Genomic DNA, 15814 nt, shown 5'->3' on the forward strand with positions numbered 1-15814 from the left:
TTCTTTTATTCATTTATTTGTTGCTGTGGTTTCAGCGCTTTATTGAAGTTACGACCTTTCACTTCAAGCATTTCTAATGTTGCTGCATCGTACTCAACTTTTAGGACGTTGCTGTCAAAGAGGATTTTTAATTCGTAAACCCACGCATGATTATCTTCTTCGAGTTCGACTTTAATAATACGACCATATAAGTCTTTTTCGACCGTTGCGTAGAGTTCGGAGAATGGTCGAATATCACCGTTTTGCACCGCGCGGTAGACCTCATCCTGGTCTTCATCAAATTCAATCTCGGTGCCAGGTTTTATGACATCCTGCACAATCGCATGGCCATCTTGTGATGCCAACAGATCCTTTTGTTGTGCGAACGTAGGTGCCGAAATTACCATCGGAAGCAAACTTAAAAACATCGCAACACGCTGAGAATTCGTTGATTTGTTCATAATAAAACCTTTTCAGAAGAATTGGCAGAATTATAGGCAGTGGTATATGAATAGAAGGTGAACCTGTCTGCCAGAAAGTCGAAAGGTCCACGGGTTACCAGCATTGAAATGAATCGCTCGAGTTGGTAAACGCTACTTCAGTTCATCATCAAAAATTTTGTCACGCAGTTTCCAAAAACGCCCTGATTTTCTGGCAATCACAAATTGCGGTAAGCGAAATCGGTGCTGATTTGCCACGACTCGAGTAGGGGACGCTTCTTCAAACGGGCGATGCTTGTCCGCGAGGTGAGGGCGAACGAATTGATCTTTGAAGTTCTGTTTTTGCTTTTTAGTCGTGAGAGACCAGAACTCATGAACTAAGGCGTTACCTTCACCCTGATACGTTTCTCCAGAGTAGGTGACTTTCAGCTGAGACTTGCCGTCTTTGGATTTGAAGACAGACAAGTCCATCTCCGTGCACTCGAATATCAACGCGTCTTTCAGGTTTAGCGCTTCTTTCAACTTTTTGTCCGGATCGACTAATGTGTTATCACATTCATGGCAGATACGCGCAGCGATGTCGTTATCCGCACCACATTCTCCACAATATTTTGCTCTGAATCGGTAACCGCAATGCTCACGTTCACCCGTGTCTTCATCTTCGAAGTAACCCTGGCAACGGCGGCCGAAGTGTTCCAGCAAAAAGCCATTGCTATCCAATTTGCCCCAGAAGTTGTTATTAAAACCACAAGCAGGGCAGGGAATGGTAATGATCTCGCTGGTGGAGTCGGGTTTGGGATCGCCAACTTCTGGCTGATACAAATCGTAACTGTTGCCTGCGTAATCCAGAACCAAACATTCGGACTTACCTTCTGACAGACGTAGCCCGCGGCCAACGATTTGCTGATACAAACTGACTGATTCTGTCGGACGCAAAATGGCAATCAGATCAACATGCGGTGCATCAAACCCGGTGGTTAATACTGATACGTTAACCAGATACTTGATTTCACGGTTTTTGAACGCTTGAATAATGGTGTCACGCTCTGGCGTTGGCGTATCACCAATGACAATTTCAGTTTGGCCTTCAGGTAATAAGCCATGAATCTCCTGTGCATGACGAACCGTGGCGGCAAAAATCATCACTCCATGTCGGTCTTTTGCGTACTGAATGATTTGTTCGACGATTTGCGGCGTAGCGCGTTTTGCTTTGTCGATCACCATGTCCATTTCCGCTTCTTTGTAGCGCCCGGTATTAGTGGGTTTAAGCTGCGAAAAGTCGTAGGACAAAACTGGTGCGTCCATCATGCGTGCTGGCGTCAGGAAGTTTTCATCGAGCAAGTATCGAATCGGTAACTCAAAGATGCAGTCGCGGAAGAAACGAGGTTCTTCTGTGCGGACCTGCCCGCGAGTATGGTACTGATAAATCCAACCCATGCCCAAACGATAGGGTGTGGCGGTAAGACCGAGTACCTTAATACCCGGATTAAGCTCGCGCAAATGAGTAATCACCTTCTGATAGCTACTGTTTTTATCATCGGGTACGCGGTGGCATTCGTCGATAACCAGTAGTGAGAACTGGTTTTTGAAGGCATCTAAGTTTCTTACCACCGACTGGACGGAAGCGAATACGACTTGCTGGTCGGTTTCTTTGCGACCAAGACCAGCAGAGAAAATAGATCCTTTTAAATCATAACCTTCGTACTTCGCATGGTTTTGCTCGACCAGCTCTTTAACATGAGCCAGCACCAGAACTCGCCCCTTAGCCAGGCGAGCGAGCTCGGCAATCACCAGGCTTTTGCCCGCACCAGTTGGCAACACAATCACGGCAGGTGTCGAGTGTTTACGAAAGTAATGAATGACCGCTTTTACAGAGTCAGCTTGATAGGGACGAAGTGTATACATGAAAAAATGTGAAATTGCTCAACTATTCCAACCAGGAACGTTATAATACCTGACTTTTATACCCAAGTGATCTTAGAACCACGATTCGGAGAGCATTTGGGTATAATTCAATGAGGTATTCATGCGTTTAGATAAATATTTGTGTGACGCTCTGGGCGCGACGCGCAAGCAGGCAACAAAGATCATCAAAAGTGGTGAAGTGACCGTCGATGGTGACATTCAAAAAAGTGGATCATTTAAAGTACCGGAAGGTGCGGAAGTCATGTGGGAAGACCGCGTAGTTGCAGCGCCGGGGCCACGTTACATTATGTTGTACAAACCTGCTGATTTCGTTTGTTCACATGAAGATGGCTTCAATCAAACCGCATTCATGTTGTTAGATGAGCCAAAAATCGAGAATCTGCATTTTGCTGGTCGTCTTGACGTTGACACTACCGGTCTGGTGCTCATTACCGATGATGGTAAATGGTCACACCGTATCACTTCGCCAAAACACAAATGTGAGAAAACCTACCGCGTTTGGCTGGTTGACGCTATCGAGCCTGATTATGCAGAGAAACTGGCTGAAGGCATCATGCTGCGTAATGAACAGGATGCAACGTTACCGGCTCAGCTAGAGATAGTGAATGAAGCTGAAAATGAGCTGTTGTTAACCATCGTTGAAGGTAAATACCACCAAGTGAAACGCATGTTTGCTGCACTCGGTAACAAAGTTGAGTATTTACATCGTGAACGCATCGGTTCTATCGAGCTGGACGAAGCACTCGAACCGGGTGATTACCGTTATTTGACTCAAGATGAAATTGATTCAATCTGGAATTAATCATAGCTCTAGGAAATTATTTAGTTCCTATTGGGAACTGGTTTTTTGGTAGGAAATCGCTCAGAATGGCGGCTCCTACCAAATAGATTTAGTGCCAGACAATTTTAGTCAATGTCTAACCTCAAGTTATTAACTGAGGTTCGTTTATCTAAGATACTGACTTTTCTCGTAAAATATCCGGTGTGGTGAAGTAATGATGGAGTGAGTTCCATTATTCATCGCCTTATTATCATCGACGGCGTATGAATTTGAATCGTTATCATACGCTTTATTGTTCGAGTCGTTTGCAGCACTTTGGTATCCATTCGTCCTTTTGAACCTTGTAATCGAGATTGTGGAGTTGCCGTTACTTCTATTATCGACGATATGAGAGGCTTCAACGATCACGGCGCCCATAACAGGGTGTGAGTGCTCAGGACATAACTAGAGGTAAAAGAATGACAGAAAAAGCTCAAAGTGCTCCGCAATCCCAACTCTCCTTTTTACTATTCATCGTTCTTGGGGCGATTGGCGCACTGACACCGCTTGCCATTGATATGTACTTGCCTGCGATGCCTGCCATTGCGAAAGATCTTGGTGTAACGCCAGGTGCAGTACAAATTACGTTAACGGCATATACCGCGGGTTTTGCGATCGGGCAGTTAATCCATGGACCGCTTTCAGACAGTTTCGGACGTAGGCCTGTTCTGATTTTGGGTGTGTTGTTCTTTGGTTTGGCGGCCGTCGTAAGTGCGACCACTAATGGTATCGACGCGCTTACTTATGTTCGTACCGCGCAAGGCTTTGCTGGTGCAGCGGCGGCGGTAATCATCCAGGCGGTGGTTCGCGACATGTTTGACCGTGAGGACTTTGCCCGTACAATGTCATTTGTCACTCTGGTGATCACAATCGCGCCGCTAGTTGCGCCGATGATTGGCGGGCACTTTGCGATCTGGTTTGGATGGCGATCGATCTTCTGGATTCTGGCGATATTTGCCGTTGTGGTCATTTCTCTCGTATTTTGGAAGATCCCGGAAACATTGAAACCAGAAAATCGTCAACCTTTACGCTTTCGTACCACACTAAGAAACTACGCTCGTTTGTGTTCTAGTTCAGAAGCGCTGGGCCTGATGTTAGCTGGCGCATTTTCATTCTCTGGAATGTTTGCTTTCCTTACCGCGGGCTCATTTGTCTATATTGATATATACGGTGTTCGACCTGATTACTTTGGCTACCTGTTTGGTTTGAATATTGTTGCGATGATCATCATGACCAGCATTAACGGCCGCTTGGTGAAAAAAGTAGGTTCGCATGCGATGCTTCGCTTTGGTCTCTCTGTGCAGCTTTTAGCGGGCATTGGTTTGCTGGTGAGCTGGATGCTGGATTTAGACTTGTGGGGAACAGTACCTTTTGTTGTACTCTTCATCGGGACGTTATCGACGATTGGCAGTAACGCAATGGCACTACTTTTAAGTGGTTACCCGTCAATGGCTGGTACTGCATCGTCACTAGCCGGGACTTTAAGATTCGGTATGGGGTCGCTGGTTGGTGCGTTCGTGGCGGCTCTTCCTGGCGGAGTGGCTTGGCCTATGATTATTGTTATGTTTGCTTGTTCAGTGCTGTCTGCACTGTTTTATTGGACTTTAGGAAGAAAGGCGTAATGTCGGATTACACCAAAGAAATTCAGAACCTGGTTAACTCTGCGTTGGCAGATTTGGACGCGGAACATCGCTCAGGTAAGCTGGCGAATGCGCCTGTGGCTAATAACCATTACTTGGTACGTTGGGTAACAAAAGCACTGAAATCGCAAAAATTTGGCCGAGTGGTGGGCGATGACCTGACTCGTTGGCAAAAAGCGGGGCGTTCAAAAGGGAACGATTCGGGCTTGTTGTTTATCTTTAAACGTATCTCAGCCTATTACGCACAGTTCTTCCCTGAAGGAGAAGAAGCCAAAGCGATTAAAGACGCTAATATTGAAGCCTTTTTGGATGTCATGGAGCAAGCGGGCTGGGAAGTGTCTACCTCTGAGCAATTAGTGGGATGTGGTAAGGTTCAGATTTTTACCGAAGGTCAAAACTCATTAGCACTTTGTGCCGATCAGTGTGAAAGCTGTTTTGATGGTGAGTTACTGGTTAAACCAATGAGTTGGTTTGTGCGCGGTAACCATGCTGAGTTCGTCGAAAAAGCATCGCAAGCGGGCTTTATGGTGCATAAGGTTACAGATTACAAATCGATGGTGAAATATCACGGTGAATACCTAATCTTTCCTGCTAACGAAGGCAATCAGCTAGCCGAAATTCCGCTAAGTTTCCAAGCGTAATTTATTCGCTTTGATAAATAAAAAGCATCAGATCCGCAATGTATCTGATGCTTTTTTTTTTGAAGCTAACACCGACTAGAAGCGGTACTTCCAGACTACGCCGCCATAAATACCGTCATAGTCCTGAAGAACGTCACCCATGTTGTTCACTTCATTATCAAATAGGTAATCCTCTTCGGAGTAGTCTTCGTAGCGAATATTGAGTTGAACGTTTTGGTTGTCTGATATTTCATAATCCGCAACACCTTCAAGACGCGAAGATTTGTATTCATTATCCGGGTATTGATAGCCGCTGGACGTTGTCGACGACTTGCTGTCCGCCTGGCTATAACTGTAGTCAAGGGAAAGCGTGAGTTTATCTTCAAGTAGTCCATCTTTGCTGACGCCAAAACCAACGGTGGTGACATCATCTTTTAGTTTTGTTTTGTATCGATTCCAACCGACGACATCAGAATTCGCATGCTGCTGTTCTGAACGAATGATTTGTTGGTTATAGAATACGTGTCCGCTCAGACCCTCAGATAGGTTGAAGTTGACACTCAGGTCATAACCGTAGTCTTCACCTTCACTCATGCCAATGTCAGGTTTGTCATAATCATCATTGCCGTACCAGAATTCCGCGAGGAGTTGTACATCTGTTGATACGTCGTAGCTACCGTCTCCACGCAACTCTATCCGGTCTTTATCGGCTAGGTAGAACTGTCGTAAGTTTGGTGAGTCACTGCTTGAATTACGCCAACTTGAGCCGTCACGGAATAAGTAGGATAACTTACCGCCCAATTGCCATGGTGCTTCCGGACGATAACGCGCACCAATATACACACTTTGTTCATCGATACTTTTACGATCAGCATACTCCCGTTTGTCGTGAGTATAGTCATATCCGGCATTTAATCGGATATCTTGATTGAGGCGATGAGTGACCGCCGCTTCCAGTTTGGTTTTGGAGCGGTCATAACTGTCACGTGTTGCACCGACGACATCGTGTCTATCAGACCTATCGTCTTTGTCGGAATAATCAGCAGACACTTTCAATGCTGTCTCGCGTGAAAGTTTGTTGTGATAATCCGCGCTAACCTGCCAAGTGTTGGTTTCTCCGTGGAAGGTGTCTGAGTTAGAAGGGGACAACGAAAATGGCAGTAATCCGCCTTCAGATGTGGCTTGTGACCATAAGATACGTCCATTAAAGGTTTGTTGATTTAAGCGATAATTACCTGATACAGCAAACTGATGGAAATCGTTGTCTGGCTCGTAAGAAAGTTGATTCGCGTAAGGGTTGGTGATGTCGCCATAATAGAGCGCTGACATGTCATTACGGAAGAAAGAACCACGATAAGCCACATCAACTAACCACAGGTCTTCAACATAACTCAAACCCACTTCAGTATTCAGTGTTTCATGATCGACCGCTTTAGGAATAAATCCGGGACCAGAACCATAGCTTGGTATTGTTGCTGAATAGAGTGAAGTGGTGCCTTCTTTACGCTCATGCTTCATGGATGCATAGGGCTGCCAAGGCGTCTTAGGTGTGTACTTGAGCTCAAACTTGAAGGTTTCTCGTGTCACTTCGTGCTCATATTTCGTTAAATCGCCACTAGTGAGTAAACCCGCACTGCCATCATAAGCGCTTAATGATGAGCGATTCCAGTAGTAAGGCGTCTCACTGTAACTTGCTGCTAAACGGAAACCATCAAACTCTCCGATTTCCCACTGTAGCAAGAAGCGCTGCAGTCCCAGATCATCAATGAGAAAGCGATTATAGAATCCATCGTCTTCATAGCGCTCAATATCGGCGCTCAAGCTACCGTTCAGATGTTTGTTGTCTGATGTTGTGCCATGAAGCGGTGGGTTCCAGTTATAGAATCGTGTTGAACCGTCGTTATCAAGGTAACCGATCCCCACACCCACTTCGCCACTCCAGGTTCCGTCGCTACTGCAGTCAGTACAATTCCAGCGGCGAGTATCCGCCTCTTGAGAATTTTGCAGTGAGTAATCCTCTGCGTGTACTTGTAGAGATAAAGCAAGGGATATAGCAATACAGATTTTTGAAAGTTTCATGCCACCCTCCTTAGTATCTTAGCGTCTGACCGCGTGGGTGATTAGAACCGTGCACTTGAGTATGGCAGTTCATACAGCTACCACCACGAACCTTCAAGTCGTTTTCAGGCATCGCAACGTTAGCGTGGGGAACGCGGTGACAATCCTGACATAACATTGGCAGACGTTTATTTAACATAGCTTTATTGACCGAACCGTGAGGAGAGTGACAGGCTGTACAATCTTCCGTAACAGGTTCATGCTCCCATAGGTTTGGACCGCGTTTTTCCGCGTGACACTCGAAACAAGTGTCATTGATAGATGACCAGTTGAGACTTGCTTCGTTGGCTGTCTGATGTGGGTTGTGACAGTTCGAACAGGTCATCACGCCATTAAGTACAGGGTGACTGCTACGCTTGTGAATGTCCGATTTGGCTTTGATGTGACAATCGGTACATTTATCCGCTTGCAACTCAGCCACCATCATAGGGTCGTCCTTTTGGTGCAACTGGTGACAACTTGAACAGGACAGGCCTTCAAAAGCGTGCTCACTACTGTGCCATGTCGAGCGCTTAGCGTCTTGGTGACAAGATAAGCAGACACTATTTTGTTTTTCGACTGGAACAGGGGAGTTAGGGCCAAAGGTGATCATTGGTTCCCGAACTTGCCCTTTACGTGGATTACGCTCATGGTTGTTGGCTGGGCCATGACACGCTTCACACTGTTTGTCGTTCATTGGCCCGTGAATGTTGGCCGACTTACCATGAACGTTATCGAAAATACCGGATGCAGGCTTATCGGACGTATCATCATGGCATCGTAAACAGCCATCCGGACCACGACGTGAGTACTTTCCTTCTGAAAATTTCGTATCCAGTATGGTCTGTATCTCTTCTCTCGATAAGGTTGCTGTTTCCGGCTCCGCCTCGGGCTCGGTGACGTCTTCTGAGTTTACCGAAGAGATCACTCCAAACCCGAGTATGAGTACCACTAACCACCGCTGAATGATTGCTTTCATAACAATTCCTTTTTTCATCCTTAATCGTCAATTACTTAAGATCAATGACGTTTTCAACGGTAGTCATATACCTTGTGAACCTTATCTACGCCCTGAGATTGCCCGATAGCGTGACATGTCGAACATTGCTCAGATCCCATGGCTTCTTGTGCAGTATCAGCACCAAAGACCGCGCCGTTATTCAGCATGTGACTCAGGATTGCGTCACCTGCGACAGTTTCAGGATCGGCGTCAGCGAGCGCTGATTCAAGGTGACATGCACCACAGGCCACGAGAGCTGGACTGTAATATTTAGTGTCTCCTGCTGTATTCATCGCCAATGACGGTCGTGTATTCTCCTGACTTGGCAGGTTAAATTGAGACGATGTATGGCAAGCTTCACAATTGTTAATTGCTCCCGGGAAGACCACTTCGCCATTGCGATGAGAGCCAAACGCATGATAGGAGTGTACGTGGTATTTCAGATCTGCTGGTATGCCAGTATAGAAAGATGGACGTTCTGAGTTATGGCAATTTTTACATTGCTGGAAATCAGTCGCCGCATGAGAGGTTTTGTGGATTGCCAAGTCTTCATGACAACCGTTACAGCTCTCAATATCTGCGCCCACAGGAAGGTCATGAGCAATTTCTACACCACCGATGTCAAACGCTGCTGACGTGTTATTTGCTGCAATCATGAATGGGCTCTTGATTAGATCAATACCAGTAAAGTTGACACACTCACTGAGTACGCCTTCTCTTCTGTCTGCACATAGAGGCACCTCTGCAATGCTGACAGTCAGTTTCGAGGTGCTGGTTGGTTTGACATCAGAACTGCTCAAGTCTTTCTGACAAGTGAACATACCGTTGCCTTCAGCAACACAGCCATCACCAATCGATCCGTCTCCATTCATGTCCAGAGCAACGGTTGGCAGCGGCGATGGTGACGAGAACGTTAACGGGCTTGTATACGACAATATAGGGCCGTCGCCATTATCCCAGTTAATTAGAAGGTAGAAGTGGTCGTCATTATTAATGTATGGATTAACGTCGGCCATCGTGCTTATACCCACGCCGTCTTTCATAATGCGAACTTGAACTTCAAAGCTGTCATCAATAAAACGAGCCTGTTCAATCTCGATATCTAACGTTTCTCTTGCGGTTGAAAGGTTCGCTAAACGCATCATATGAACCGTTTTAGCGCTACGGCTTGCGTCTTCACCAATGATTGGATCACCATTTTCATCACGCTCATAAGGGCGGTGGCATCCTGTACAGGTATTTTGTGGAGAACCGTCTCGAATCCAAGCCGTACCCACTTGATTTGCATGAGCTCCGCGATCACGGAACAAGTGACAGGTTTCACACGCGACCTGAGTTGGGTGTTCAAACCAGTTGTTTGCGTCAGATGCTTTAGCTGTGTCAGAAGAGTGGCACGTAGTACAGTTGCGCGCATCTTGTGGGAAAGGGCTGCCTTCAACGACTAAGCCGTCTATATCGGTAACTAACTGATCTGCGTCATCCACTGGCTGTTTATAAGTCGTAAGGTCACTTCTGTTACTACCAAGTTTAAACACGTTACCGTGATATTGGTGTACGACAGCGGCGAGAGGTCGGCGAGCTGGTGCTGCGCCAGGGTTACTGTCGTTGTGACAAGAAGTACATACCGCGATGTTATTGTCAATTGAGCGATAACCCGGTCCGTGATGAAGCGGCTCGTTCATATGACAATTTGCACAGGTACCATCTTCAATGACATTTCTCGAAACGGTGTCCTCGGAACTAGTTCCTGGCACCCATTCATAGACATGAGTAAAACCGATCTCCTGATCGCCATAAGCGAAAACGATTCGGTGTAATTTATTCTCATCCCAACTTATATATCCATCATTATCCGCAGAGTCAGCAGGATATGGATCAGCGACTTTCAAAATATCAGGAATTGCAAAGGTATAGCGATAGCCGTTGTCGGTTTGTTCTAGTTGACCGTCCCAAACATTTTCCATTGAAGCTCGGTTAGTCAAATCGCTGCTAGAGTGATGGAAACTCTTCCAAAAAGTATTGCCGTTGCGTCCGTTATAGTCATATGCAGGGTCGTTAATGTCTTCCACATCACTGCGGGCTGGCATCGCTTTCAATACCGCGATTCTAAAGTCTTTATCTGTGTCGAACGTGTAGTCACGCCCGGCACCGTCTAAAACGTTAAAGTCAACCACCAACTTTGTTTCGGTACCACTGTCGGAGGGCACAAGCATCGGTGTCTCAATGTCGACGCTGAATGAGCTGACATCTGGCGGAGGGGTATTTTGATCATTGCTACCGCCTGGACCACATGCGGCCATTAACATGGCAAGGGTTGTGATGAAAAGTGATTTTATATTGTTCATTTTCCCTCTCGCTTTCACCTAATAGATATCAATAAAAGTAGGACTGAGTTAGATACAACTTATTGAATTTTTGGCTCTTGATATAACGAGAATAAATAAAGTGGGTTGCTTTATTCTTGTTAGTTATCTTTTGGGGAGGGTGGACAACGACAGGACAAAATTAACATTCCACTCTACCACTGACTGTTATCAGTATAGACATAATTCCGTGCTTCACCGCTTTCTAAACCGATTTTTTGCATGTTGTGATGTTACTCAAGGTATTGAATGCTATGGATTTTGTTGTTTTATTATGCATAACAATGACTTATAAAAAATAAGGTTAATATTTGCAGTTCTAAGATCAGCAAATTATAAGAGCGTGGTCTAATATGTATGTTGTATGTGAATGAGATGTTATTTTGGACTGGTTGATATCGGAATTGTTTATAAAGAAGCAGTGGTTTAGTCGTTAGCGTACGTGAAAATCGTCGTGGTTATTCCGTTTTCTTTCTAGCAAACCTCAGAAACAGCCGCCTAGGTCTCATGGTCTTTCAATAAATATTTAAGTTTAGGAATCGCAGCCTATGTGTTCTTCTTTGACAAAAATAACCCAAGCGTTGACGTTGATTACAACAAACTTTCTCCTAGTTTCTGCAGTACAAGCTTCGGCTCCAGAGTTAATTGAGCGTTTGGAATGTGAGGCATGTCATGGACCGGGTGGAGTATCGACAAATACCAATATTCCTTCTATCGCCGGCTTGCCGGAATTTAATTTTATTGATCAAATGTTGCAATACGGAGAAGGAAGGCCTGCTGCAACGGTCAAGCACGTTTATGGTGACACGAGCAAAAGCGGTGATATGGCGACAATTGTCAAAGCGCTTTCTGAAGAGGAGGTGGAACAGTTAGCTGCCCACTACTCGCAACTTTCGTTTGTGCGCGCGAAGCAAGATTTCGATCAGTCACTGGCTGATAAAGGAAAAATGATTCACGAGAAAAACTGTGACAGTTGCCATATTGATGGTGGGAGCGATCCATTAGACGAAACCTCTATTCTGGCTGGTCAGCAAAAAGGCTACCTGTTGACTACGCTCAAGCAGTTCCATAGTGGAGCACGCTCAGTGGATAAAAAAATGGATAGTGCTGTCCAGGCGTTAAGTGAAGACGATTTGGTTGCACTGTCTGAGTACTACGCGAGTTTCCAATAACTGACAAGTGGGGCAAACGATATGGGATGGTGGAGTCGACCTAACAAAAAGTGGATGCTCGGCATCCCTCTCGGTGGTGTAGTCGCGTTTATTTTGGGCGTGGGTGCGCTAGGTGCTTACCATGGCGTTATGAATTATTCAAATACCAACGACTTTTGTTTTGGATGCCACATTGGGATGGATACGATTGTGGAGGAATACCAAGAGTCGATACACTACAAAAACTCAAAGGGTGTGATCGCCGCAACATGCAGTGACTGTCATGTTCCGAGAGAGTTTATTCCGAAAATGATGGTTAAAATCACCGCGACGGCGGATATCTTCCATAAATTGAAAGGAGACATCACGCTGGAAAACTTTGAGTCAGAGCACCGGCCTAGACTGGCGGCGAGAGTGACCGAGGAGTTCGTCGCCAATAAGTCTAAGCAGTGCAAATACTGTCATCAAGTCGACCGAATGGATTTTGAAGCACAAGGCCGTACGACGGCTCGTCGACATCAAATGATGGAGTCCCGCGAACAATCGTGCATAGATTGTCACGCCGGAATAGCACACAAGTTACCAGAAGATGAGCCGGAAGAAACGGAAGAAGAAGCAGTGGAAACGACTGCTATGCTTCGCTGATTTTTCTTCATCGCTTGTGACACATATAAAATATGGTAGCCTAGCGGCCCTGGTCTTTCTCCGCTTGGCTAGCCATCGCTTTCACCATGCCATTAAAAATGAACAGATGCGCAGGCATCATGGCAAACCAGTAAAGCAGCCCCAGAAAGCCTTGTGGGTGCCACCACGCGGTAATGTCCAGCTCCCGTTCTTCGCCTTCGTCCTTGATACTAATTTCTAACCGTCCGAGTCCAGGCCCTTTCATTCCGAAAAACAGAGATAAAAACTGGTTTTCTTCACACCGGATGACTTTCCACGAATCAATAAAATCACCAACGTTAAGATCTGGTCCGGGAGGTGAGACTCGAACGGGTTTTCCGCCGCCAAAAAAGATATCCAGCCATTCACGAGTGCGCCATAGAATATTCGCAAAGTAGTACCCTTTCTCCTGGCTACCTATTTTCTGGGCAACTTTCCATAAAGATTCTGCAGACGCTTTGGTTCTAATGTTGGCTCCGGCCTGCTTGGGAAAATAACCATATCCGGGTTGCCAACGTTTTAACGCCGCGGGTTCGAAACCCCATACATTACTGCGAACAAACGTACCCTCGTGCTCAATAGCCTCTGTGACCGCTTGTTCGTAACTGATCATCTCTTGCGGAAATCTCGCTTCAATAGCCGCGGAATCTGCAATGTAATCGTGCTCTAATCCAGCAAGCAATGCCTTACCAATACTCGATGGAACGGAAGTGATGAGTCCCAGCCAGTAAGATGCCATTCTTGGGGTGAGTAGAGGAGTTGACCACAATCGGTATGGCTTATTGGTCGCCTGGCAAATCACTTGAAATTGTTCTCGATAGCTAAGGGTGTCTGGTCCTCCAACTTCGTAAATTTGGCTTTCTTTCGGTGGTCGCTCTGCTGCAAGCGAGAGTAAGTAATGATTGAGGTTCGCAAGGGCTATCGGGTTAGCTTTGGAGTCGACCCATTTAGGAGTGATTAAAACGGGCAGGTTATAAACGAAGTCACGCATTATCTCAAACGCGGCAGAGCCTGGGCCAATAATCACGCCGGCACGCAATTCCGTGACTGGCACGCCAGACTGGCGAATGATTTTCCCGGTTGCTTTTCGCGCGGCTAGATGACGAGAGTTACCGGTTTGCGGCTGAATGGCACTCAGATAAATGACGTGTTTGACCGTGCTTCTTTCTAAGGCGAGTTTGAAGTTCAGGGCAAGATTAAGCTCGTATTCGACAAAGTCATCGCCCTGAGCCATTCCGTGAACCAGAAAAAACACCAAATCAAAATCATTCACAACCGATAACGTTGCTTCAGCGTCGGCCAAATCCAGATATTTTAGAGTGAGGTTAGGGTGAGGTCGGGCTCGTGACTCCAGATAATCAATATGTCGCGCTGCTGCAGTGACACTGTAACCCTTGTCGAGCAAGCGGGGAAGAAGTTGGGAGCCAATATAGCCAGACGCGCCCAGTACCAACACCTTTTTCATTCTTTATCCTTTTATTGCTGGTGGAATAATCGTCACTAGGTATAATCATGAGACACTTTCCCCATTCTATCAATAAGTTGTCGCTGGAGTGCTCGTGTCGTTTTTTTCTCAACTCTCAATTCACGCTGATAAGGCGTTCTTACGCCGTTTGTTCGCGATAGCACTTCCTATCACTCTGCAGAGCATCATGTTTTCCAGTCGTAGTCTGGTTGACGTATTAATGCTTGGGCAGCTTGGTGAGGCTGAAATTGCCGCCGTTGGAGTGGCTGCTCGTGCCACATTTGTCACCACCATTATGTTAGTCGGCGTCACGACGGGTGGTGCATTGTTAACCGCTCAATACTGGGGAGCCGGAGACAAAGCGGGCGTAAGGGAAAGTACATCCCTGACGTGGGTAATAGCAATGGTGTTTGCAGCGATGGCGGTTTTACTATTCGTGATCTTTCCTGATCCCATCATGAGCCTAACCACAGATTCTCAGCAGGTGATTGATCTCGGGGCAAACTATTTAGTGGTTTCATCCGCAAGTATGTTCGCTGTGGCTTGTGTTGCCAGTATGGCTGTTGGCTTACGAGCGATGCACCAACCGGGCTTAAGTACCTTCTTCAGCGGTATTGGAATTGTATCGAACGTATTGTTGAACTGGGTGTTAATTTTCGGTCACCTTGGTTTTCCTGCCCTTGGCATTACCGGGGCGGCTATTGCAACTGTGATCAGCGGTGCGATCGAAGTGAGCTGTCTATTCGGATATTTATGGGCAAAGAAACACATTCTTGCATTTGGGTGGAATGACATCCGCGCGGGATTAGTGTTAGAAAAAATCACGCGTTTTCTCAGCTTGTCTTTACCAACGACGTTTAATTTTCTGGCTTGGGCTGGTGGGTTGTTTGTTTATCACGCCATTATGGGGCAAGCAGGTGTGCAAGGTTTAGCGGCTCTCTCAGTCATGACCCCCGTTGAATCGATAGCCTTGGCTATGATGATAGGTTTATCGAATGCAGCTGCAGTTTTGGTAGGTAACCAGTTAGGCGCAAAGAATTTTGATCCCGTTTATTATCAGGCTTGGGCAACGGTGATCTTGAATCTGTTGATCGCAGTGATGGTTGCCCTAATTTTACTGGTTTCAAACCAGTGGATATTGAATGCATTCAGCGCTTTGACGCCAGAAACACGCCATTTGTCTGAGCAATTTATGATGATTCTGGCGATTGGTGTTGTCCTACGCTCCATCCCTATGATGGTTATTGTTGGTGTTTTGCGTGCGGGGGGCGATGTTAAGTTCTGCCTGTATCAGGATGTGCTGGCGCAGTGGGTGATTGGTATCCCTCTCGCAGCCTTTGCGGCCATCTACCTTGGTTGGGAACCGCAATGGGTGTATTTACTCTTTTTAACGGAGGAAGTCGTGAAGTGGACGATTTCCTTACCACGAATGAGAAGTAAAAAGTGGATGAAAAACCTGATTGGGAGTTAAGTACACCAAAGTAAAAAGGGCTGGTTTGTGAGACGAATTTTCTTTTGATTTCAATAAAAATAGTTTGATAACTTGAATCGAGTTGCATTTGCGATGTGATAATGTGACCTAGTATTCAAAATACTTCCTACTGGTCCGATTTTAGTGTAGATTCATACCCCGATTTTAAATACCTGTTG

12 protein-coding genes are annotated in these 15814 nt (G+C 46.0%); 6 read left to right on the plus strand and 6 right to left on the minus strand.

Features of this window, described 5'->3' with window-relative positions; all coding sequences use genetic code 11:
• Nucleotides 1-5 precede the first annotated feature (5 nt).
• Entirely contained in the window at nucleotides 6-440 is a 435-nt protein-coding gene (locus RXX31_RS05725; protein ID WP_317588133.1) for a PepSY domain-containing protein, read from the minus strand.
• A 132-nt stretch (nucleotides 441-572) separates the two neighbouring features.
• On the minus strand, nucleotides 573-2324 hold the full coding sequence (locus RXX31_RS05730) for a DEAD/DEAH box helicase (protein WP_317588134.1): 1752 nt from the start codon (nucleotides 2322-2324) through the stop codon (nucleotides 573-575).
• Nucleotides 2325-2445: 121 nt separating this feature from the next.
• On the opposite strand from RXX31_RS05730, the gene rsuA reads away from it, so the two are divergent.
• The 3 genes from rsuA (at nucleotide 2446) to RXX31_RS05745 (ending at nucleotide 5446) form a co-directional block, all read left to right on the plus strand.
• A complete protein-coding gene (rsuA, locus tag RXX31_RS05735) occupies nucleotides 2446-3147 on the plus strand; it encodes a 16S rRNA pseudouridine(516) synthase RsuA (RefSeq protein ID WP_317588135.1) in 702 nt (233 codons plus the stop codon).
• 437 nt (nucleotides 3148-3584) lie between these two features.
• On the plus strand, nucleotides 3585-4787 hold the full coding sequence (locus RXX31_RS05740; protein WP_317588136.1) for a Bcr/CflA family multidrug efflux MFS transporter: 1203 nt from the start codon (nucleotides 3585-3587) through the stop codon (nucleotides 4785-4787).
• On the plus strand, nucleotides 4787-5446 hold the full coding sequence (locus RXX31_RS05745; protein ID WP_317588137.1) for a DUF2913 family protein: 660 nt from the start codon (nucleotides 4787-4789) through the stop codon (nucleotides 5444-5446). Before RXX31_RS05740 ends, RXX31_RS05745 begins: the two co-directional genes overlap by 1 nt.
• 75 nt (nucleotides 5447-5521) lie before the next feature.
• Here RXX31_RS05745 and RXX31_RS05750 read toward each other — a convergent pair whose 3' ends face one another.
• The 3 genes from RXX31_RS05750 to RXX31_RS05760 are packed head-to-tail and all read right to left on the minus strand — an operon-like array spanning nucleotide 5522 to nucleotide 10867.
• Entirely contained in the window at nucleotides 5522-7504 is a 1983-nt protein-coding gene (locus RXX31_RS05750) for an MtrB/PioB family decaheme-associated outer membrane protein (RefSeq protein WP_317588138.1), read from the minus strand.
• A 10-nt stretch (nucleotides 7505-7514) separates the two neighbouring features.
• On the minus strand, nucleotides 7515-8501 hold the full coding sequence (locus RXX31_RS05755) for a DmsE family decaheme c-type cytochrome (protein ID WP_317588139.1): 987 nt from the start codon (nucleotides 8499-8501) through the stop codon (nucleotides 7515-7517).
• Nucleotides 8502-8554: 53 nt separating this feature from the next.
• Nucleotides 8555-10867 (minus strand): OmcA/MtrC family decaheme c-type cytochrome, encoded by a 2313-nt coding sequence (locus tag RXX31_RS05760; protein WP_317588140.1) that lies wholly within the window; start codon nucleotides 10865-10867, stop codon nucleotides 8555-8557.
• A 566-nt stretch (nucleotides 10868-11433) separates the two neighbouring features.
• Here RXX31_RS05760 and RXX31_RS05765 point away from each other — a divergent pair.
• Nucleotides 11434-12057 carry a c-type cytochrome gene (locus RXX31_RS05765; protein WP_317588141.1) on the plus strand — a complete coding sequence of 208 codons (624 nt, stop codon included), beginning with the start codon at nucleotides 11434-11436 and terminating at the stop codon, nucleotides 12055-12057.
• Nucleotides 12058-12078: 21 nt separating this feature from the next.
• Nucleotides 12079-12681, plus strand: a complete 603-nt coding sequence (locus RXX31_RS05770) for a NapC/NirT family cytochrome c (RefSeq protein WP_317588142.1) — start codon at nucleotides 12079-12081, stop codon at nucleotides 12679-12681.
• Between the two features lie 40 nt (nucleotides 12682-12721).
• Here the strand turns inward: RXX31_RS05770 and RXX31_RS05775 are convergent, their stop codons facing one another.
• On the minus strand, nucleotides 12722-14164 hold the full coding sequence (locus RXX31_RS05775) for a DUF2867 domain-containing protein (RefSeq protein ID WP_317588143.1): 1443 nt from the start codon (nucleotides 14162-14164) through the stop codon (nucleotides 12722-12724).
• Between the two features lie 94 nt (nucleotides 14165-14258).
• On the opposite strand from RXX31_RS05775, the gene RXX31_RS05780 reads away from it, so the two are divergent.
• Nucleotides 14259-15635, plus strand: coding sequence for an MATE family efflux transporter (locus RXX31_RS05780; RefSeq protein ID WP_317588144.1), 1377 nt, complete (start codon nucleotides 14259-14261; stop codon nucleotides 15633-15635).
• Nucleotides 15636-15814 lie beyond the last annotated feature (179 nt).

It is taken from the genome of Vibrio sp. EA2 (assembly GCF_033042495.1).
Taxonomy (GTDB): domain Bacteria; phylum Pseudomonadota; class Gammaproteobacteria; order Enterobacterales; family Vibrionaceae; genus Vibrio.